The sequence below is a fragment of the Enterococcus sp. AZ126 genome (genome assembly GCF_051714545.1).
Lineage (GTDB): Bacteria > Bacillota > Bacilli > Lactobacillales > Enterococcaceae > Enterococcus_L.
In genome coordinates, this window is sequence record NZ_JBIOSB010000001.1 from 762,617 (window position 1) to 782,804 (window position 20,188).

General features: G+C 37.2%; 23 protein-coding genes and 1 tRNA gene. All 24 read right to left on the reverse strand.

All coding sequences use genetic code 11. The features are described from left to right. Position 1 precedes the first annotated feature (1 nt). Positions 2-1,438, reverse strand: a complete 1,437-nt coding sequence (locus IGI43_RS03665) for a phage tail spike protein (protein ID WP_438756478.1) — start codon at positions 1,436-1,438, stop codon at positions 2-4. After that, positions 1,438-2,154, reverse strand: a complete 717-nt coding sequence (locus IGI43_RS03670; RefSeq protein WP_438756479.1) for a hypothetical protein — start codon at positions 2,152-2,154, stop codon at positions 1,438-1,440. The genes IGI43_RS03665 and IGI43_RS03670 overlap by 1 nt, the downstream gene beginning before the upstream one ends. Then, positions 2,151-6,236, reverse strand: a complete 4,086-nt coding sequence (locus IGI43_RS03675) for a tape measure protein (protein WP_438756480.1) — start codon at positions 6,234-6,236, stop codon at positions 2,151-2,153. Before IGI43_RS03675 ends, IGI43_RS03670 begins: the two co-directional genes overlap by 4 nt. Continuing rightward, positions 6,237-6,509, reverse strand: coding sequence for a hypothetical protein (locus tag IGI43_RS03680; RefSeq protein ID WP_438756481.1), 273 nt, complete (start codon positions 6,507-6,509; stop codon positions 6,237-6,239). Between the two features lie 80 nt (positions 6,510-6,589). Next, the gene (locus tag IGI43_RS03685) at positions 6,590-6,997 is read right to left on the reverse strand and encodes a tail assembly chaperone (protein WP_438756482.1); all 408 of its coding nucleotides are present in this window, start codon (positions 6,995-6,997) and stop codon (positions 6,590-6,592) included. 47 nt (positions 6,998-7,044) lie between these two features. After that, positions 7,045-7,278: an Ig-like domain-containing protein gene (locus IGI43_RS03690; protein ID WP_438756483.1), complete on the reverse strand. Its 234-nt coding sequence runs from the start codon at positions 7,276-7,278 to the stop codon at positions 7,045-7,047. A 20-nt stretch (positions 7,279-7,298) separates the two neighbouring features. Continuing rightward, the gene (locus IGI43_RS03695) at positions 7,299-7,844 is read right to left on the reverse strand and encodes a phage major tail protein, TP901-1 family (RefSeq protein ID WP_438756484.1); all 546 of its coding nucleotides are present in this window, start codon (positions 7,842-7,844) and stop codon (positions 7,299-7,301) included. Positions 7,845-7,861: 17 nt separating this feature from the next. After that, complete coding sequence (locus tag IGI43_RS03700) at positions 7,862-8,248, reverse strand: tail completion protein gp17 (protein WP_438756485.1); 387 nt, start codon at positions 8,246-8,248, stop codon at positions 7,862-7,864. Then, the gene (locus IGI43_RS03705; protein ID WP_438756486.1) at positions 8,245-8,586 is read right to left on the reverse strand and encodes an HK97-gp10 family putative phage morphogenesis protein; all 342 of its coding nucleotides are present in this window, start codon (positions 8,584-8,586) and stop codon (positions 8,245-8,247) included. Before IGI43_RS03705 ends, IGI43_RS03700 begins: the two co-directional genes overlap by 4 nt. Then, a complete protein-coding gene (locus IGI43_RS03710; RefSeq protein ID WP_438756487.1) occupies positions 8,573-8,842 on the reverse strand; it encodes a hypothetical protein in 270 nt (89 codons plus the stop codon). Before IGI43_RS03710 ends, IGI43_RS03705 begins: the two co-directional genes overlap by 14 nt. After that, entirely contained in the window at positions 8,839-9,189 is a 351-nt protein-coding gene (locus tag IGI43_RS03715; protein WP_438756488.1) for a phage head-tail connector protein, read from the reverse strand. The genes IGI43_RS03710 and IGI43_RS03715 overlap by 4 nt, the downstream gene beginning before the upstream one ends. Before the next feature lie 51 nt (positions 9,190-9,240). After that, positions 9,241-10,251 carry a major capsid protein gene (locus IGI43_RS03720; RefSeq protein ID WP_438756489.1) on the reverse strand — a complete coding sequence of 337 codons (1,011 nt, stop codon included), beginning with the start codon at positions 10,249-10,251 and terminating at the stop codon, positions 9,241-9,243. Positions 10,252-10,272: 21 nt separating this feature from the next. Further along, positions 10,273-11,625, reverse strand: coding sequence for a hypothetical protein (locus IGI43_RS03725; protein WP_438756490.1), 1,353 nt, complete (start codon positions 11,623-11,625; stop codon positions 10,273-10,275). Positions 11,626-11,693: 68 nt separating this feature from the next. Continuing rightward, positions 11,694-12,041 carry a hypothetical protein gene (locus tag IGI43_RS03730; RefSeq protein ID WP_438756491.1) on the reverse strand — a complete coding sequence of 116 codons (348 nt, stop codon included), beginning with the start codon at positions 12,039-12,041 and terminating at the stop codon, positions 11,694-11,696. Between the two features lie 11 nt (positions 12,042-12,052). Beyond that, a complete protein-coding gene (locus IGI43_RS03735) occupies positions 12,053-12,682 on the reverse strand; it encodes a DUF4355 domain-containing protein (protein ID WP_438756492.1) in 630 nt (209 codons plus the stop codon). A 110-nt stretch (positions 12,683-12,792) separates the two neighbouring features. Beyond that, positions 12,793-13,020 carry a hypothetical protein gene (locus IGI43_RS03740; RefSeq protein WP_438756493.1) on the reverse strand — a complete coding sequence of 76 codons (228 nt, stop codon included), beginning with the start codon at positions 13,018-13,020 and terminating at the stop codon, positions 12,793-12,795. A gap of 24 nt (positions 13,021-13,044) precedes the next feature. Then, positions 13,045-13,305 carry a hypothetical protein gene (locus IGI43_RS03745; RefSeq protein ID WP_438756494.1) on the reverse strand — a complete coding sequence of 87 codons (261 nt, stop codon included), beginning with the start codon at positions 13,303-13,305 and terminating at the stop codon, positions 13,045-13,047. A 2-nt stretch (positions 13,306-13,307) separates the two neighbouring features. Further along, a complete protein-coding gene (locus IGI43_RS03750; RefSeq protein WP_438756495.1) occupies positions 13,308-14,180 on the reverse strand; it encodes a minor capsid protein in 873 nt (290 codons plus the stop codon). Then, positions 14,101-15,780, reverse strand: a complete 1,680-nt coding sequence (locus IGI43_RS03755) for a phage portal protein (RefSeq protein ID WP_438756496.1) — start codon at positions 15,778-15,780, stop codon at positions 14,101-14,103. The genes IGI43_RS03750 and IGI43_RS03755 overlap by 80 nt, the downstream gene beginning before the upstream one ends. 4 nt (positions 15,781-15,784) lie before the next feature. After that, positions 15,785-17,101 (reverse strand): PBSX family phage terminase large subunit, encoded by a 1,317-nt coding sequence (locus IGI43_RS03760; RefSeq protein WP_438756497.1) that lies wholly within the window; start codon positions 17,099-17,101, stop codon positions 15,785-15,787. After that, positions 17,088-17,441 carry a phBC6A51 family helix-turn-helix protein gene (locus tag IGI43_RS03765; protein ID WP_438756498.1) on the reverse strand — a complete coding sequence of 118 codons (354 nt, stop codon included), beginning with the start codon at positions 17,439-17,441 and terminating at the stop codon, positions 17,088-17,090. Before IGI43_RS03765 ends, IGI43_RS03760 begins: the two co-directional genes overlap by 14 nt. Before the next feature lie 413 nt (positions 17,442-17,854). Next, the gene (locus IGI43_RS03770; RefSeq protein ID WP_438756499.1) at positions 17,855-18,586 is read right to left on the reverse strand and encodes an HNH endonuclease; all 732 of its coding nucleotides are present in this window, start codon (positions 18,584-18,586) and stop codon (positions 17,855-17,857) included. Continuing rightward, a complete protein-coding gene (locus IGI43_RS03775; protein WP_438756500.1) occupies positions 18,579-19,769 on the reverse strand; it encodes an AAA family ATPase in 1,191 nt (396 codons plus the stop codon). The genes IGI43_RS03770 and IGI43_RS03775 overlap by 8 nt, the downstream gene beginning before the upstream one ends. Positions 19,770-19,987: 218 nt before the next feature. Further along, positions 19,988-20,060: transfer RNA gene (locus IGI43_RS03780), tRNA-Asn, on the reverse strand. Between the last annotated feature and the right edge of the window lie 128 nt (positions 20,061-20,188).

Sequence of the window (20,188 nt, forward strand, 5' to 3'; positions counted from 1 at the left end):
CCTACTTTTTCTGCAATTCTTCGATAATTTTTTTCAAATCATCAATTTCTTTTTGCTGTTTCTGTAAATTACTATTTTGTGCAGCAAGTTCTACTTGTTGCGCTTGGATAGTAGTGCCTTGATTGCTAAGAGTTTCTCCTTGCGCTGTCACATTTGTTTGTAACTCTGGTATCACTGCGGTAGCTTGATCCAATTCGATTGTTTTTTCATTAAATGCAATGGCTTGTGCTTGCAAATCAGCGACGTTTTTACCACTTTCGGTGATTCTTCCTTTAACTGTTTCAAGAGTTTCTTGAAGACCTTGATATCCAAGCTGATATTGAGAGAGTGTTTTCTTTCCGGTCCCGATAGTCAGAGTGATTCGTTGAGGATTCAAAATATCAATTTTTTTCTCAATCACTTGTAATGATTCTCTACCATAAAGAAGTTCATTTTCTATGGGATAAGAATTACCGATTTGGATCATTTCGTATCTACTATCCAACAATCCTAGTTCTATTGCTTCTACGGTCCACGTCACCAACATTAACCGCTGAGCTCTCAAGTAGCTTTCACCTCTACGTTTCAGAGTATATTTATCCGTTATATTAGGGAATTCAACTTCTCCCTGAATAACTCCAAATTTATCAACTAGTTTTTGATCAACTAAATAATCCTTTCCATTGTTTAGACTTCCAATTGTTACCTTAGGCCGGGAAAAATCCGTTCCTATGTCAATTTCGCTTGACGTCTCAATATCTTGACCAAGCGGCACGATCCTAGTTACTAACTCTGCTACGTCAATATCTCGTTCAGCACTTTTTAAATTTTTTGTTATTTGTAATGGTGTAGTAGATTCTGAGCCATAATCTGCTAAATAATCCAGATATAATCTACCTGCACTGGTTCTTAAAATAAAATAACCGCCTAAGCGGTCTAGCAACTTATCTTTAATTACTTCTGCTGTCTTACCATAAGCAAAACCACGATAAACAGGTTCGTCATCATTTACAGTCACTTTTCCTAAGTAAATTTTCTTGTATGCATCTACTTGGCTGTTATGAGTGTTTAATGCCCGTTCTAGAAAATTACTCACCGTCATCAATTGTGGTTTTAAATAATTCTGTGTGCTGTCATACAAATACGCTTTCTGATCCTCGCAAAGAATCTTTTCCACAAAATTTCCGTCTCCATCCATTGCATTCGTTATCTTGGCGACTCTTCCGCGAAACAAAACACTTTTATCAGGACTTTGTACAACGACCATGTTTATAATTGGCTCTATTTTCCGATAGGCTGGATTATTGATATTGATAGCAAAATCAAACGTACTGATCCCAATACCTTCAAGCGATAAATCCAATTCACCAGATACAATTTTATTGCCATAATTAGCGGGCTCATGGACAACCAAGCCCTCTTTATCTGTAGCATGACTATAAAGCGTAATCCTGTACATCAGACCATCACATCCTGTTCCATCGTAAAGCTTATATGCCCAGTACCAAAGACAGTTAAATAGTTTTCACCCCGATTTAACTTGAAAAAGATATCTGTGTTCTCTCCTTGCTTCACTTCAATTCGTAAGCCATCCTCTAATAAAATGAACATCGATGCGGTAGCTATTAAAGTCGGGCTTGTCGCATTTACTCCCTCATTTACTAATAATATTTTACGTTGCCCACGCACCCAGAAGCCTGTCCATTGATCAATTCCATCTACAAAGTAATCGATATCGAATTCATCGGAATAGCCGTTCGCATTTTTTAAAGCAAAAGGATAACAATCAAATACTAAAGACAGGGTTAATGAATTGTATTCATGACTGTCTTCTGCTGTCACGCTCTCGCATTTCCCGAGCCAATGGCATCCGTCTAACCAGGTATCATAAATGGGCATGATTTCATTCAACATTAACTGTTGTTTCGCTTCTTGCTCCAACAGCTTACGCTGATCATAAATTACCTGAGGCCGGTAAAGTTTGATTTCTACTTTTCTATTTTCAAAAACACGTTCTCCTAATAAACGAGAAAAATCATACACACCTTGCATATAAGGTATCGATTCAATAATTTCTTGTTCATCTGGACTAGGAGCACTATGTTCTATGACGTAAAAGCCAGATTCTTTGCTATTAAATCGTCCCATCTCCACGTACTCAATAATTTCCGTCATGATCGATACCTCCTAGCATAACTTGCTTGACCCCCTAAAAAACCGTCCATTTGATTGCCTATACCTCCAACCAATGCACCATTATCCAATACAACTTTCATATTTTTGATTGTATCAACCATTTCATCCAGCGTATTTTTAAGTTGGTTATTAGCCTGATACTCAACATTAAACTCAGTAGATACTTTGTTCGTTTTGTCTGTTACGGCTCCCTGTATATCATCAATCATATTTCTAGCACTAGCTACAGCAAGCTTTGTGTCTTCTTCGATACCAACCGCAACTCCTTGAGCAATAAATTTGCCGACAGTATCTCTGAATAAACGCGAAGGAGATTTTATTTCAGCTTTCTTCTTAGCTTCTTCGTTTACTGCCGTAACCAAATCTTTCATAGCACTAACTGCACCATCTTTTCCAGCCGTTATCCCTGTCGCCACACCAGCTGCCATGTTACTTCCTGTAGGTACAAAGTCGACTGATCTAGCCCCTAATTCTGCAGAATTGGCAAGGTTCGTTCCTGACGCTTTTGCGTTTGGATTCTGTTTGTTGATCCCGCTAACAAAACCACTACCGTTTGCATTTCCCGCAGCCTCATATTGACTTTTCTCTTTTTTAGCCGCATCCGAACCGGACCTAGCGTTATCCTTCGATACTTTTATTGTGTTAGGCTTTTGAGATTCTTGTCCTTTATTTAAAGATTGCATTAAGGTTTTCCCTACAGCATCCATATCTGTAGTTCCCGACTTCAAACCGTCTAATAGTTGATTTTTACTAGTTTGTCCGTTCGTAAACATTTCAGGCGGTAGAGCATTTAAAGTGTTCACAATATCTTCTTTGCTCATATTTGCCCATAACGAAGGGTCATTTGTCATTAACCCCTGCACTAATCCATTACTCGAATCGACACCGCGTTGGCGTAACAAACCTGATAACAACATCATTTGAGCATCAGTATCTGCACCCATCTTGACGTAAGATTGATAAATGCCTGCCAATTGCGTATCAGTTACGCCTTTCATTTGAGCCAATCCATTAGCGACAGTCAAAGCCTGCTCTTGCCCACCTCGTGACAAAAGATCAATAAGTTGAGCACCTTGAGTCATTTCAGTTTCAAGTATTTGAGCGTTGTTTTCTTGTAAACTAGTTATTTGGCTTTGGAACGCCGCTTTTTCTGATTCTGTTTTAGCTTTGCTTCGTTGCTCTTCCAATACTTTTATCTGGTCATTGTTTACCTTAGTCTGTTCAGCTTGTATCTCGCCTAGTGTTCTAAGACTATCAACAGCCTGCTTCCGTTCTTCATCGCTCAACCTTTGCCCATTAGCCATCCGACTAACCGCAGCATCCACAAAGTCTTGATTCTGTTTGGTTAATTCTGTTCTAATACTTTCAGTTCCTTCTTGCAAAGCTTGTCGTTGTTGGTCGTTCAATGCTTGACCTTCAACATTTTTATTTTCTTTTAGTTGTTTAGAGTAATCTTTGTATACAGTCAGCATGTCGTCATTACTTTTTTTAACTGTCTCGGTATACAAAGCTGCTGCATCCGCATAGATTTTTTGTTTGGCTTCCTCTGATTTTCCTTCTGCCGCCTCGATTTGTTTATTGTAATTATCGGTTGCAGACAATTGTTTCTCTTTGATCGAGTCAAGCAAATCAAGTGTAGTCTTAAAATATTTTTCTGTTGCAGTATTCGCACTTTCCACATTGAATGCATCTGTTAATTTTTGTTTCGCTTCATCTAATTTCGCCGAATAAGTACCTAAACCATCATTTGTCTCACCTATATTTGCTCTTAATGCCTTTATAGTTTCACCAGCTGTATTCGTTTCTTTGCCTAATTCTTTTGTTGATTCAGCTACGCCTTTCATAGCTGAATTATCAATAAGGTTTTTGAAATCGTCTTTGATTCCTGATAAATCATTTTTCATGTCTTTGAATGCCTTATCAGCACCTTTATTATCGCCTTTCATTTTTGCCCAAAGACCTTTGATAGCATTTCCGACTGCCGAGGCTGTTTTCACTACAGCTACGCCAGCAAAGACTAAAGACCTAAAACCATCTACAATTGAGGCTAATGCCACTAATAAAGCGCCACCCAAGATAATACCCAACCATTTAAATGAGTTACCTAATACTTTAAGAACAGGTTCAAAACCTTTGAACATGGATCCTAAACTTTTAATCGAATTACCTATTGCACCAAATGCAGATTTTGTGAAGCCTTGAATGTTCTGGAAATTCGACCTCCATGCTGCAACTAGGCCAGCAATTGCAACTCCTAGTAATAGGATTAATGCAGTGATGGGATTAGATAACATTGCGGTTGTTAAAACTCTTATTGCTGATACCCCTGCAGATGCCATTCCTTTAAAACCTAGCCCTATAACTTTGGTCGCATTTACCACACCATTGCTAAAAAACGGAAGAATTCCACCTGCGCTTATTATTGATGTGTTAAGATTTTTTAAATTTCTAACTGGACTCGCCACCGAACTTCCAAACGCTATCATTCTCCTCTGCCCCATATTAATAGCTGAAAGAAAATTTCTAGATTCTGGAACAAACGCCATAATTGATTTCGTAAAGGATTCAAAAATATTGGTTTTTCCAGTGGAGTGCAGTAGTTTTGTAGCGTTAAAAATCTCTCTATTTTTTAACACGAATGTCCCCACTCCATTAGTGAAAGTTGATAGTCCACTTTGGAAAGAATTGAACAAACCGCTGAATGCGCCTTTGGCAATAGTAGCCCCATTCATTAACTTAGTACCAAGTTCAGTGTTTAATTTAGAAATATCTCCAACTAAAGCTAAAGCTGACGAACCAAATGAAGCAAAATATCCTCCAATGCCATTAACGATTTGCAGCCCTTTAAAAGCAAAAACAAGCTTAGGTATTTGAGTTATCAATAACCCAATCTTATCCGCATTAGCAGAAATATAACCTGAAAACTGGATAATTTTAGCAGAGACTATTTGAACAGCATCTCTAAAACTCTCAATAGTTCCTTTGCTAGTTATAAATGCTTTACTAAATCCAGCCGCAGATGACAACACGTCCGTGAAAGCATTAGAAACAGCTGGCGCTATTTGTTTAAACGCTTGTTTCAAAATATCGATATATGGAGTGAGTAAAGTAAGATAAGCCTTAACCTTTTCAGCCATTCCTCCTACGGCAGTAGCAATTTTGGTCAAGTTTTCTTCTGCAAATTTGCCAGTAGCTGCAATCCATTCTTTGATCGTCAATCCGGTTAGTTTCTTAGCTAGTTCATCAAACTGAGTGATCATGGCCAATACACCACGAGTAACCGCCGCACCCATGTTGTCAATTACCCCACGCCATGTCGTACCAGCATTTTTAGCAGCACCAACTACTTTTACAACACCGTTAGTCCCTTCTGTCATGGCTGTTTCAACAGTATCCAGGAAGTCTGCAGCGCTTATCTCACCTTTTGATAAAGATTCCTGAACATCGTTAGAACTACGACCCATTGCTTTAGCATACATACCTACCGCATCAATACCGACATCAAACAATCGGTTGAGCTGATCCATTTCGACTTTCCCTTTAGTTCGCATTTTAGCTAATGCATCGGTAACGCCTGACAACTCATCGTTCGTACCTTTTCCGTATGCGCTGACTGCATCCGCCCATATGCCAACGGATTTAGTAGCTGCACCGATTTCCATTCCGCGGGAAACAAAGTTTTGTGTGGCTTTTGCTGCGACATCCAAACCATATGCTGTACCTTTCGTGATGCCTTTTAGGCTATCTAGACCAGCAGCCGTTTCTTGTGCAGAATATCCCATTAATTTCAATGTTTTATTAAATGAGTCCATCGTATCCGCACGACCCATCGCGGCCGATATTTTACCTGTCACTGTAGATACTGCCATACCAGCAACCTTTACAAGACCCATAGCACCCGCAATAGATTTCATGCTAGAAACAACTCCACCTGCGCTACCTGTAACTCCTTTTGCGCCAGAGCTAAACTTTCCGAGCAAACCACTAGCTTTTTGAAAGGTAGAAGTAAACCCATTATCTTTTGCTCGTAGTACGGCTGTGACGCTTTTGGATTCTGCCATCTAGTTTCCTCCTTTCCTCTGTGCTACAAGCTCCTTGGCTTGCTGTAATCGTGCCTGCATTTCATACAAGTCTTCTTTGGCTTCCTTTTTACCTTCTTGGCCAAACGCTCCTAAAATATTTTTTTCATTTTTTGAATGTGGATAAACATCTTCAACTTCTTTGTATAAAAATTTATCACCTTTTTTATTCATGGTTTTGAACATGCGATTTGCCAATCCCGCAAGAAATATATCTCGTGCCTTATCATTTTCGTTAAGTTGGTGCGCTTTCATTCTTAAACCGAACTCCCAAGGAGTCATACACTCAATTTCTTTTAAAGTGATTCCTTGGAAAGAACGAAAACAAGCTAAAACTAGTTCGTCATAGCTTGCTCCATTGCTGTCTCCACTTGATCTTCTGCCATTTGCATCATTTTCTCGATTGATTCTTTGATTTTCGTCACTCGTTTCTTCAACAATGGCGCTGATATTAAGAACCCGATAAAATTTTCAAATAAATTCTCCACCTCATCAGATGTTTCGAGGTAGTTTATAATATCTTGTTCTGACAATTCATCATAAGTAACTAGACTAGCTGATAAAACTTGCTTTAAAGATTCAGGATCCCCGTCGATTAAACCACCAATCAATAAGGTCAATCGATCAACTTCTTTCGTGTCGTTCGGTAGCGCATTAATTTCATTCAAAAATTTAAATCCAAATACTAAAGGGTATTTCTTGCCATCAATTGTAACTACTGCTTTTGTTGCTTTCTTAGACATATGTTTTCCTCCTAATATAAAAAGGAGAGGGATAATTTCCCACTCCTTTACTCAGTTACGGTTATCGTACTTGTTGCTGTTTTCCCATTAATTGTTGTTGCTGTAATTGTGGTAACACCTTCTGCAATACCAGTCACTTTCCCTTGTACTGGAGTAACTGTAGCCACCTGAAGATTAGACGATATAAACTGCACCGTTTTACTATGTGCCTCTTCAGGTAGTATGGTAGCTATTAACGTTTCTGTTGCCCCTATTGCGATAGTTACATCTGTTTTATCCAATGTGATACTATCGGGGCTTACTACTTTGGCGCTGTTTGTGGCTCATAGATTGCTTTTGGTTCTTGTGGTTTCGCATCAACGATAGTATCGTAGAAGAAAGCTTTTGCTAGTTCATCATTCTCTGCATCGACTGTCGCTTCACCATTTACTAGTAAGCCATTTAAATTAAGCGTGGTCGATACCGTGGAGTTACTTTCTGCCTCCGCAGCATCAGGAAAATTGCCTAAAATACCAGTACCATATTGCGCTTTGTACTTACGTTCTTCACCTTCTACAGGATTATCAAAAAAGATTCGCCACACTTCAATCTCTTCACCTTTTTCGTATGCGTATTCAAGCATATTAAAGACATCTGTGTTCGTTTTCAGGAATTCCATTTCGATATTTGACTCAATGCTACCACCAGAAGCCACGCTTCCATCTTTTGTAGCTTGAGTATCCACATTAGTTTCTCGGTTATAGGTATGACTCATTTCTAAAGCCAATATTCCTGCTTTTTTAAATGCCCGCTCTTTTTGTAAGCGGAACATTAATTTGACATTTTTACCATGAATTGCTTTTTCCATATTATTATCTCTCCTTATTATTGGAATTGTAATGTTATATCTAAAACACAATGGACAAGGTTAGTTCCACCTCCACTAGTATTTTCATAAAATGTTTGTGTGTCGCTAGCAATCGCTTGCCAACTGAAATGTTCAGTGCTCCTAGTTTCGTATATCGCTTTTTTGAGTTCTCCAAGCATCCGATCTGCTTCACGGCGTTTGTGATCGTAGCCGAAAACATGAATAATCAAGTTTGTTTTCCCAAGTGTCCTTGTTTTCGTTTGTTGGTCATTACTAAATTGCTCGCCTATAAACACATATGGGTAGGAGGCCTCATCATCCGGTAAATAATCATACGTTTCAAAACCTAATTTTTCAGAGGCTTTGAAAATACCATCGTAAATCTCGATATAAGGATTATTCATTTCATCAACCTCTCTATATTTTTTAAGAACTGTGGCCCAGCTACATTCTGAGCTTTCTTCATATAAAATTTCCCATAAATATATCGTGTACCGTATTCTTGATATGCGGCATAATCGGCGGAAGCTGTAACTTCGCCGGTCATTCCACCATCTTTAATTGATGGTGTTTCTGACCTCTTTAAATAACCAGTTTCTACAGGAGTATTTTTAGCTGCTTCTTTTGCCATAAACGCTGTATCTTGTTTGACTATCGTTTTGACATCTTCCAGCTTCCCTGCTTCTACAACTCCATTCAAGAGGGCTTCTATGCCTTCAAATCTTATGTTATAGTTCCCCACGATGCTCAGCTCCGTAAAAAGTTGATGCGTTTCTCAAACGTTGGCTTTTTACAATTTTGTAATATTTTTCATCAATTTTGAACCACCCACTACGATACTCTAAAGGTCTGCCAATTCTAAAAATAACTATCTGCTCTTTTATATCAGGAAACATGTTGGAAATTTTTTCTGCACTTACCTCAGTAACATTGGCAAAATAGCTGTCTTGTTCTGCTTTTTTACTGTCAAAGTAAACAATCCGTTTGTCGTACCTCATAGAAAATTAGCAACCCCTCTCCTAGGAGTAACATTCTTTTCTGCTTCTTCTTTGGTTTTCCAAGCTTCGATATCATCTTGAAACTCATCTAAAAGCTTTCCATAGTTGATTGTTTCCCCTTCTTGACCATAGGAGTTCATTCCTTCGTTCCCTTTTCGGTTAAATCGTTTAATGGTACATTCCACCACTATATAGTTTAAAACCTCAGGAACAGCATCTAAGAAACCTAGGCGAACGTTCAATTGCTGAGTAATACGCTTGATAAAATCTGTCAATTGTTTGTCTAAATCATCTTCTTCTATTTCCAGCGTCCGCTTAACTTCAGATAAAATAGTTGATTCGTCCATAAAAGCCTCCTTCTGAATAATAAAAAGGCTAGTCAATGACTAACCTCTCCTTTATTTCAATGACGGCAATACTGTAGCTTGAAATACGTTGTCTGCTTCTGGGAAACTTGGTAATGCAGTTCCAGCAGCTTTAGTCCATGTTCCGACTGGGTCAAGTTTTTCTTCGTAAACCATAGCAATAATATTGCCGACTTTATAATCATTTGAACCACCAGACAATAAACGAGATTCTTCTGGCGTCACTCCGAAAATAGATTCACCGGGGTTTTCTGATCCAAACATAACTAATTTATCCTCTGGGAAATACCTTTCCTTAACCAAAATTCCTGATGCATTTTCTTTATTGTATTTTGCATCGTATGTCGCAATAGTTGGCAACCCAAACTGTTGTAACATTTGATTTAACGATCCAGGAGTAGGTAATAGTCCAGCATCTTTGAAGTATGCCTTTACGCCTGTATTTTGTAAAATAGCATTACGAACTTTAGTTGATGTCAGCATTCTTGTAGGCATAGCATCTAAAGTTGATGCCCATTCTGTTAATAATCCGATAATATCTGTATTTGCTTTAGTAAAGTCAGCATTCGCTTGATGTTCTTCTGGAACGTTGTAGTCAACAACCAAGTCTAATCCATTCTCATCAAGTGTTACAATACCGTTTGCTAAAACCTCCATACGCATTTTTTCTACACGAGCGTTTACAGAACCAACCATTGAATATACATCGTTGTATACTTCTTGCTCTAAATAACGTTGTTCTTCCGCAGTGCGTGGGTTTCGTAATGCAATTAGATCCTTTTCTTTCAATTGGATTTTACGTTTGATAAATGCTAGTTCTTGAGCGCTTTTCGAAGCAACACGAGAAGCGATCTCTGCCTCTGTATCAAATGCGTGAACGCTAGCAATTGTAGGAATCTTAGAACCCGCTTTTAACACATCAAATTCTAATCCTTGTACTTTTCGAGACGGAAACAGTGACTCTCCTAATAGAATTGGTGCTTGACGATCATTTACATAATCTAATACATTTTTTTGTGAAAATAATTCTGCAATATTTGCCATTTGTTTATTCCTCCTATAATTTTACATATTTAATTGTTTTATAATTCTTTCTGCGATTAATTTGTGTCCTTTATCTCCTGGGTGAGTAATCCAACTATCATTGGCTATGATCGTAGTATCATCATCATAAGTGATTGTCATTCCTTTTGATCCCTGATTTACGGTTACGTTTAAGTCAACTAAAGGTACTAATTCAGCGCCGTACTCATTTGATAGCTCGTTTAAAATGGGTTGCATTACGCTCCCGAAGAATGCTCCCACTGTGACGATCCGCGCGTTTGGACATTTAAAGATTAAATCTCGCAATAGTTTAGGGTATATTGTTTTAAAGTAATTGCGACGCTCCTCCGTGTTTATGTTGTCGCCAATCTGCAAAATAATCAAATCCAAATCAGCCGAAAATTGATTTGCATTTGCAGTCATGTACGCGTCGTAATCACTTTGTTTAGTTCCCGTTTCTAACGTACCTACATGCAGTTTATTAAATGCTACAGCGCTATTTTTTTCTTTAATCGCTTCGGTCACATGGTGATAATAATCGGCCTTACTACTGCTAGCACACATACCAAAATTGCTAACACCGTGATCACCTTGACTGATTCCTAAAAGCAAAGAATTTCCCATAAATAAAACGTTATTAGGAATTGTTGGAACCGCACTTAGTTCTCCGATATCATTAACGTTCATCTTAAATTTTTTCCCTACATGCGAGATAAAAGGAAAGCTTATTTGTTGATCATCAGACTTTTTAGGCAAACGAGCATCAATATTCCCTAAAATATTCGTGAGACTTGGATCATAAATAGATAGTTGCTCAACGTCTTGTTCGACGATAGTTAAAACTGTTATTTTGATGGTTCCTGCGTTTGCTGTGCCAGTTCCATTATTAACCAATATTCTAAATGCTTTTGCATCGTTATAGACTGCATACCAAGGAGCGTCAAATTCAAAGCTATAATTGATTTTTCCACCAGATTCAGCAGCTACAGTCCCTTTCCTATCGTATTTCCAAGAATTTGCCGAGTTTTGATAACCAAGTTGCACCGTTGCTGAATCTATACCCGTCACTTCTGCTTCTATCGATACTTTTAAGAAATTACTATTTGATTTGAAAATGGGTGCTAACATACCGCTATTTGCATTTGTACTACTGAGCGTTGCGATAACACTGCCCTTTGAATATGCTATTGTTGCTCCAGCGAACAACGCCCAACCGCTAGTCATTCCTGTTAAACTTTCTTTTTCTGTGTTGACTACTTTTTGTAATCCAAGTTCACTTTCAGTAGTTAAAGAGTTTTCAACTCCATTTTCAATATTGTTAAGGAGAGCTGAAGCAATTTCTTCTTTTGGTCCCCACACATGTTTTTCGTACATTCTTACACCTCTATCCTGTTAAGTCTCTGTCTGTTATCCCCTCATCTGTCCTTGCGATTCGGGGAGTCTTAGGGCGTATGTGTTGGTAAAGCTAACATTTTCCCTGCAGCATCATAAAACTTAATTTCTCTCATTGCTATTTGCGCTTCGTCCGTCGGTTTAACTGGTAAACGCTCGATTAAGATATGTCCTTCTACAATCACGCCTACCGGTTGCGATCCGTTTGAAACATCCACATCATTGATCGTGATTCCTTCTGCAGTAGCGTCATTTTTTGGATATACAGACCCAGCCGGCAATACACCATCAACTACTCCTGCCGTTTTATCGTCCGCTTGTTTAGTAAATGAAATAAACTTTTCACTTTTGAAAAAATTAATATCTTTAACTGTTTGAGCTTTTTTTACATAAACCATTTATATTCCTCCTATTTAGTTGCCCAAGGATTAAGCTCAGGCTGTTTAGTTTTATTGTTGGCTTCTTTTGCCATTTGCGCACCACGAGAAAGAGTAGCTGACGTTGTGCCGTCGAGAGGTAGCTTAGACCCTAAACGTTTTTCAAAGTCTGCTTTGATGACTTCTCGTTCTGCTTCAATGGAAGTCAAGTAGGTTTTAACATTGTTTGAGGTCGTTTCTGCATCTTCAGATACAATCAATCTCAACATTTCTTTAGTAGGCTTAGAACCCTTATCGGAAACCATTCCACTAGCTGTTTCTGTCATTTCAGCTAACGCCTTCTCTCTTCTTAGATTATCGATTTCCGCTTGTAGTTTTTCTTTCTCGTAACCTGCTTTTTGTTTCTCGTCCATTTCAGCTAGTTTCTTTGCCTCGTCCTGTTCTTTTTGCTGTTCTGCCTTCCACTTAGCAAATTTAGCATCAATGATTTTGTTGACGTCTTCATCCGAATATTTTTTATCGGGTTCATTCGTCTCTTGCTCTTTTTCTGTTGCTTCTACAGTTTCTTCGGTAGTAGTGTTATCCGGATTATCACCACCGCCATTTGATCCTGTATCTTCCGCAAAAAACTGCAAGTTCATTTTCAATTTTGTTCTTTTCATGATAATCTTTCCTTTCCCATACCTTTTAACGTGGATAAATGCTTGCACTTCCATAGCTTTTAAAGTCATCAATGCTTGGACATAATAAAAAGCCTAGTGATCTGCCAGACTTACTCTTCCATATAATTCATTTCATCAATCAATTTTGATTTTAACGCTTCAAGAATCCCGATCATTTCTAAACGATTGCTCAAGGAGTAAGCCGTCACAAGCTCTTCGTTTTCATCGATTCCCACAACTGCTATTTGTTCCATATTCGTATGATTAAGTTCATCAATAATTGTTTGAACAGACACTCCACGTTCCTTTTCCTGTCTTTTTGCTAAAATATTATCCATAAAATCTATCAGTCTTTGTCACGACTAGACTTGAGCCTCCCATTTCTTAGCGAAATTTTCTTTCGATTTTTTGATCTTTTCAATTAGATAATCAATTCTGTCTCTCCAAGCCTCGTTGATAAATGAACACTCTTTACCTTGTAGATATGTCTTTGTTCCGTCTTCATCAGAAACAGATGCGAAATCGATGTGCATTACAGTTTGTAATTTTTCTAATTCCTCTTCTAATCCGGTGATAACTTTTAACTCTGCATTAAAGTCTTCTACTATTTTCTCGATATTCATCATTACACCTCGCTTTCTACAAAGGGAATTATGCTACAACGACAATTTGGATGAATAGGTGGCGCATTGTACCCTCTCTGAAGTTCTTGCAACAAGTATGATTTACCACGTTTAGATAAACAAACAGGACAAGCACTACTTTCAGGCACGAACTCAAATCGATCATAGCCAGCTTTTTTTATACAGTCAGCTTGTACAAACGTCTGCAAGTTTGTCGTCTCTGTCACCAACAGTCGCTTAGCTTGCGAATAAGTGGCATCAAAAGCTCCGCGAACATCTCTTATAAATACTTTGGGATTTTTACCCGATATTAGAGCCTGCCGTAGAATCCTATTAAGCTCCGTATTAAGTATTTCTCGGTGATTATCCCAAACGTCCATGAAATCAGCATATTCGTGAGAACGATAAATAAGCGCCTCAATTTGCGAGTTAGTCAAATTGATAGACTCTCCAAGTATGCCGCTTTGTCGTCTGTATTCTGTTTGTATGTTTGTCCTGAACCATTTGTACATTTCTTCTGCTGCGAGATCACCCATCTTAGCTATTTCTAATTCGATTTCATTTTGCAGTAACTGCAGACGATTGATCCGCATTTTTAAGTTGTACATTTTTAAATCTTTATTTGCCTTACTAGTAAAGTCGCGCTTTTTCACATACTCTTTAGCCTTGCTGGAAAAAGCTTCTACATCCATTTTACTAGCTCGTTTCCTTGCTTCAGCATAGGTGATTCGTTCTTCTTCAGCATACTGATTCCAAAACGATTCGATATCTTTTGATATTTCAAACCGAGCTAACTCAAGTTGATTTTTTATCACTTGGTTTCGTTTCTTCATCCGTCTTTCGACTTCTTGAGCGTTCAACCTCTCTCGATTCATCCAGTGATTCTTCGCCATCGTTATCACCTACTCCGCTAATTAAATTTTCAACAGTTTCTTTGCGTTCAGAATCTTCTGTTCTTTCGCTAACGACCCTTAACTGCTCCTCTTTTACCGGAACACCAGTTAATTTTTCAGCCATCTCAAATAACGTTTCATCGGATACAATCCCAACCATACCAGCAATAACTTTCATGATTTCCTCATCAGATTGCGGAACGTTCGGAGTAAAGAGGATCTCAATTTTATTTACTTTGTCATACAGTGAGTCTGGTTGCTTATCTGCAGACGCAAAAATAGACTTCACCTTATCGACGAAGCCTTGCGGTTTATTCAAATTATCTTTTAATGACCAGGAGTGAGTGAGTAATCTCAATCGGCGCATGATAGCTTTCTTCACCATACGTTCTTTGTTTTTCCTATCATTATCACTACCCCAGCCTTTAAAGCGGAATCCGATTCCAGATTGATTACTTCCTATATTTTCATCGGTGAAATCAATTAATGATGTGAAACGTAACATATCCGAAACTAATCGGTCGTTGTAAGCTTCAGTCCCTTGGGTATCATATTCTTTTTTTAGATAGCGTGCATCTGGTTCACTTCCCGTTTGCCCTTCACCATAATATTTTTTATCACCTAATACTAATAGTCTGGCTTGTAACATCTCTTTCAAAACTTCGCTTTTAGAGTTTTCTCCTTCTTCGTCCGCTGCCGTTTCCGGATTTCCTTTAATGAGCAAATATGCCTCTGAAGAATCCTGTTGAAAGTTTGCCATAGAAGATTGAGACAGGTCGTAAGCGTCAATATTATCTAAAACTGTTTCGAAATCACCTAGACGTTCATCGTTGTTAATCCATTCGTTAATTTGAACTGTATTAAAATACGTTTGTTCTCTATCGATTAAAGTCGAGTTATCATAGTCTTGTTCTTTTGACTCATACTGATAAAAATAACCATCATTCGCATAAATATCTATATAACTAGTTACTTCATCATTAAATTTAACGTTATAATAATGTACACCACACACCGAATTCTTATTTGTAGATGTATCATAAATGATAAACGTTTCTTCTGCGTTGAACTTAACCATCATTTCTTTTCCGAATTCGTCACGCCCTATATATTCAAATGCTCTTCCCAATGCAAGCACATCATCTATCACCAATTGATTGTGGTAATCTTCATTTGATTGGCTAGAAAATTCATTAATCTTATCAGCTATAGTTTTATCGCCACTATACTTTAAAGGATTACCTAAAAGTACACCTTTCTTAAAATTAACAATAAACCTACCCCAATCATTGGCAATTTTATTGTCGGCGCGATCGCTGCTTTTGTCTTCAGTGAATTTAATATTGTTTTGAGCGATTGAGTATCTCTTTAACTCTTGCAATCGAGGAACTTGTTTTTCTTGATGATGTTTAACAAATGTGACAATCATCTTGAAGATATCCTCATGTTCAAAATCAATCACTTCCTCTACAGAACCGTCTGCATACTCCATTGTCCTTTTGGGAAGTTTTTTAACTGGAACTCGATATACTTTGTTTGCCTCTGCGTCAAATCGCGATCCGTTTAATAATTTGATTGTCATTTAATCACCTACCTAATCCTAATTTCTTGAATGTATTTATCGTTTTCTTGACGTTTATTGGTTCTGGTTGTTTTTTCATATCCTCACTAAACGCGTAACGCGTAGCATCAATCGTGTGATTGTCCTTGTCCTCAAGCCTAGGTTTGGGATTACCATCTTTATCGGTCTGATAATCAATATTCTCAAACTCTCGTGCAATATTCGGTGTTCGCAATGGATCGATGCAGATAAAATCTAAATCGTCCAACCATTCCTCACCATATTCCACCGAGTCGGGGCCTTTCTTAACACCAGTTATTTTTTTAATGCCATGTTCATTTGCTAACTCAGCAATAGATTTAGGTTCAGCCGAATCAGCAAACATCCTGTCTGACTGGTAGCCCCTATCATTTAATTTCTTAGCAAACTCACGGTTGCTGATCTTAACGCCGTATATTTCATCAATTGCATAGATGCCATTCTTCTTCTTGTCGTAATGCCAGCGAACGAATGCCAACGGGTCAGTAGCATAACCAAAATCGACAGCGTTGCGGATGTTATCAAAATTAGCTACCATCTCATCTGTGATAGATCCTGCTTTAACTTGTAAATTGTCAAACGGCACAACACCAGAGCCGATTGCTTTGCCGTCATATTCCCATTCGGCGCGCCTAGGATTACGTTCTCTAGTTGCTTCTACCTCACTAAGAAATTCTTTAGATATAAAGGGATTATCTCTATACGTAGAATGATGCACAAAAGTATTTTTAGGCTGAAAACTTGTCTCATATTTCTTATTAACCCACGACTGTTTTCTTTTCGGCGGATTGTAACTGTAAAAGAATTTATAAAAAAGACCATCCTCTAATTCTCCACGTAGTAGAGAGTTAGTGATAGTCGTTACTTCGTCTTCATTTTTAAATTCAGCCAATTCCTCTATCCATCCTATAGCAAATGGAAATCTTGCATCTTTTAATGATTTAATTCGTTCGGGATTCTGGGCACCTCTGAAAATCATATAGTTGCCACGAGGAAGATACGTTATTTTTAATGGTGATTTGTTGCATTTAAACAGATGTGTCACTCCTTGTTGCTCAATCGCCCATTTCATCTGCTCATACAGCGATTGCTCAAGCGTATTGTCTACATAACGAATACCAACAGCATTTACAGCAAAGCGCATTAATAACTGCGTGATAATGTGTGCAATGTCGGATGATTTACCAGAACCACGACCGCCTTTACAAATAATGTTGAGAATATCTGAGTTGAGAGTGACTCGCCAAACCGAATGGAATTTCTTTGGTAGTAATTCCGATAGTTTTTTTCTAGCCATCGTCATCACCTATATCATCCTCAAAAATAGGGGTTTGAATATTAGTCACTTCTTGTTTACTCACTGGTGCAAACCCTCCACGATCAAGTATATCTTTTGCTGCATTGAACCTTACCATTTCAGATCGAGCAGTCATTAAAGCTAACATTGTGTTTAACGCTTTGCCAGATGATTTACCCATTATCTGTTGTATATATTCATCATATGCTTTTGTAAAATCTTCATCTTTTAGCCAGTTATACAAAGTCTGTTCGCTTACCTTTAGTTCTTCGGCGATTTCTCTCCGCTTCAAAGAACCTTCAAACAGCATATATATAGCCTTTTGATGCTTTTTATTCAGTTTCAAAAAATCACCTCCAATCTAAAATAAACTAAACTAAAACAACCGCCACGAATGACGGTTAGTTACGCTGTACACACTCCATTATTTTCTTTGTATAAATTTTTTAATTTGCCGAATATTCTTTTGATTTTCTTCATCCTATTCCCCTCCAAGCAAAACATATCACAGGTCATTATTTTTAAATTCAATAATTCTTTTAGAAGGGCTGCTGTATATAGTTCCTGGTGCCGAAAGTATCTTTTTTATTCTCTCTATGAAAATTCTTAACTTAAAACTTTTTTGGGAATGTAACTTATACTTTTTAATCACATAAGCTGTCTCAATCTTGCTAAGTCTTACCATTGAACACATCCCCTTTTTAATTTTATGTAAGATAAAAAGCCACCGCATAAGCGAGTGGCTCTGTTTAGTTCAATTTATAATGCAATTTCTTTTGCTGATTTTTCAAGAACCTCAAACTCTTCATCCCATAAATCTATTTCAGTTAAAAAGCCCTTTAGTATATGGTACTCAGAGGAATTCATCATAATTGATGCCAAAGTCCCACTGTACTCTTTATCTCTTTGAACTTGTTCCAATAATGATTGTACGCTGTTCCTAATGTCAGAGAACGAAGAAGTATTTTCTTTGCGCTCTTTCGGAATACTATTTTCGATTTTCTCCAATTGTTCAATTAAAGTATTGCCTAGTTCGAATCGCCTCAGCACATTCCTATCCAAATTATTCAAATTAAGAATTTTTATAGTAGCTTTTCCTACAGAATCCTTACCGATTAATCTAAAATTTTTCATTTCCAAATGTTCGTTTGGTATATCTATGGTAGGATCGATTATTTTTTCTGTCTTAGGATCATGATTTCCTTTTTTTATATTACATGTTTTACAAGATGGTAATAGATTATCCCACTCTACTACTTTGTCTTCATAGATACTTTTCGGAAAGAAATGGTCCACTTCCATGTATACTCCTGGAACCTCAAGCGGGGCTTCACAATATACACATTTTTTATTAGACATTTTCAATAATTCTTGCTTTATAAAATCCTTATTCCAAACAGGTTTTTTAGTATTTTTATATTCACTTGTGAGTTTTTCAACTTTTTCTTTGGTAAGTTGATCTGGTTTCGGAGTCCTAATTAAATTAATCATCTATTAATCCTGCCATTTGTATATCAATAATTTGTTTCAAAGGACTAATTGGATGCAACATTTCTTTTAATTCTATTGCAGTCTGTTTTATAACTATATCGTCACCATCGTCCAAAGCCTTTTCAAACTTTTCAAACGTCTCGGTATATACATTATTTTTTGTTTTCCCAACTCCCATGACATCTGATAATATTTCTTCCAAGGTCCAGCCTTTAAGCCCGTATTTACTTAGGTTAAGTTCTTTAATACGTACTTCATTATCTTCACTCTGTTCTAAAGGGATTATTTCGTCATTTTCAAGAGCTTGCAAAACACTTGGACTATGTGTCGTCAGAATAAACTGAGCTTTTTTAAATGTCTCCTTTAAGATTCTAATAATTTCATTCTGCCATGTCGGATGTAGATGTAAATCAATTTCATCAATTATGATAACACCTTCAAATTCACTAGCAACTATTTTATCATTAGGAAATCTGAACTCTATTTGCGAAATTATACCGATCAAAATAAATAGAACTGCCTTGAAACCTGCAGACTCATATTCAAAATAAACCTCGTTTCCTCTATCATTCATTATAATTTCATACGTTTTATAATCTGCTTTTACAAACGATTTATTAGAATCAATAATATTAAATACTTGTTTTATTAACTCATAATTCTTTACTTCGTAATCTTCCATATCTTCTTCTCGACCAGATGTTAAATATTTAGTGATCAGCCACGTTTTCAAATAAATAGACTGTATGTTTTTTTCATCTTGATAAGCAAGTTGTTCCATATCCGGATTTCTTGATAATGATTGTATGGATTGATATTTGATATCCCTGTTTATTGAGAAATATAGAATATTAGCTGTGTTATTAATTCTCGGGTTATACAAATCCTGATTCTCTGTTTGTGTTACTTCATTTGGGGCGATAGCACTAATGGTTACTTTCGTTTCTTTTGACTTAGCAGAATTGTCGTTTTCAAAATAAATAACTTTTAACAATCCTTCAGTTGTCCCAAATTTCTTTTTTAATTGATTGTTTCTAATATAGAATGGAGCTATCAATGTATTAATAATTGTAGTTTTCCCGACTCCATTAGATCCACAAATCACATTCATTCTAGGATTAAATTGGAGTTTCAAATCTGAAATATTACCTATATTTTTAATTTCAATTTCTTCAAATTTCATGCTCTCTCCTATATATATCTTTTTATCTATGATTATACCTCCCTTCATTAATTATTACTACATTTATAGTTTTACCTAAAATAAAAAGACCAGCTAAATGACTGATCTAGTGATTATGTACGCTCTCCGAAGAGAGGTTAGCTGCTACTGCAGCTCTTCTTTAATTTAAAGCACGACGGAGATCGAACAATCCGAGATCATTGCCTCTGTCATACCAACTGAGATAACAGGGCTCGAACCTGTGCCAACCTGATTAACAGTCAGGCGCTCTACCAACTGAGCTATACCTCAATTTATCCTTTAATCTATAGCCAGATGTTACCTCGACTATAGACGACCTTTCAGAAGGGTCTTACGTTAACTTAATAGTTGATTTTAAACTTTCTTAATCTTTAAGTTTCGTTTTAGTTTTTATCGTT

Bases quoted from the DNA above. Each gene is read 5' to 3' on its own strand.
- IGI43_RS03665 (WP_438756478.1), bottom strand. From the start codon at position 1,438: ATGTACAGGATTACGCTTTATAGTCATGCTACAGATAAAGAGGGCTTG.
- IGI43_RS03670 (WP_438756479.1), bottom strand. From the start codon at position 2,154: ATGACGGAAATTATTGAGTACGTGGAGATGGGACGATTTAATAGCAAA.
- IGI43_RS03675 (WP_438756480.1), bottom strand. From the start codon at position 6,236: ATGGCAGAATCCAAAAGCGTCACAGCCGTACTACGAGCAAAAGATAAT.
- IGI43_RS03680 (WP_438756481.1), bottom strand. From the start codon at position 6,509: ATGAAAGCGCACCAACTTAACGAAAATGATAAGGCACGAGATATATTT.
- IGI43_RS03685 (WP_438756482.1), bottom strand. From the start codon at position 6,997: ATGTCTAAGAAAGCAACAAAAGCAGTAGTTACAATTGATGGCAAGAAA.
- IGI43_RS03695 (WP_438756484.1), bottom strand. From the start codon at position 7,844: ATGGAAAAAGCAATTCATGGTAAAAATGTCAAATTAATGTTCCGCTTA.
- IGI43_RS03700 (WP_438756485.1), bottom strand. From the start codon at position 8,248: ATGAATAATCCTTATATCGAGATTTACGATGGTATTTTCAAAGCCTCT.
- IGI43_RS03710 (WP_438756487.1), bottom strand. From the start codon at position 8,842: ATGAGGTACGACAAACGGATTGTTTACTTTGACAGTAAAAAAGCAGAA.
- IGI43_RS03715 (WP_438756488.1), bottom strand. From the start codon at position 9,189: ATGGACGAATCAACTATTTTATCTGAAGTTAAGCGGACGCTGGAAATA.
- IGI43_RS03720 (WP_438756489.1), bottom strand. From the start codon at position 10,251: ATGGCAAATATTGCAGAATTATTTTCACAAAAAAATGTATTAGATTAT.
- IGI43_RS03725 (WP_438756490.1), bottom strand. From the start codon at position 11,625: ATGTACGAAAAACATGTGTGGGGACCAAAAGAAGAAATTGCTTCAGCT.
- IGI43_RS03730 (WP_438756491.1), bottom strand. From the start codon at position 12,041: ATGGTTTATGTAAAAAAAGCTCAAACAGTTAAAGATATTAATTTTTTC.
- IGI43_RS03735 (WP_438756492.1), bottom strand. From the start codon at position 12,682: ATGAAAAGAACAAAATTGAAAATGAACTTGCAGTTTTTTGCGGAAGAT.
- IGI43_RS03740 (WP_438756493.1), bottom strand. From the start codon at position 13,020: ATGGATAATATTTTAGCAAAAAGACAGGAAAAGGAACGTGGAGTGTCT.
- IGI43_RS03745 (WP_438756494.1), bottom strand. From the start codon at position 13,305: ATGAATATCGAGAAAATAGTAGAAGACTTTAATGCAGAGTTAAAAGTT.
- IGI43_RS03750 (WP_438756495.1), bottom strand. From the start codon at position 14,180: ATGAATCGAGAGAGGTTGAACGCTCAAGAAGTCGAAAGACGGATGAAG.
- IGI43_RS03755 (WP_438756496.1), bottom strand. From the start codon at position 15,780: ATGACAATCAAATTATTAAACGGATCGCGATTTGACGCAGAGGCAAAC.
- IGI43_RS03760 (WP_438756497.1), bottom strand. From the start codon at position 17,101: ATGACGATGGCTAGAAAAAAACTATCGGAATTACTACCAAAGAAATTC.
- IGI43_RS03770 (WP_438756499.1), bottom strand. From the start codon at position 18,586: ATGATTAATTTAATTAGGACTCCGAAACCAGATCAACTTACCAAAGAA.
- IGI43_RS03775 (WP_438756500.1), bottom strand. From the start codon at position 19,769: ATGAAATTTGAAGAAATTGAAATTAAAAATATAGGTAATATTTCAGAT.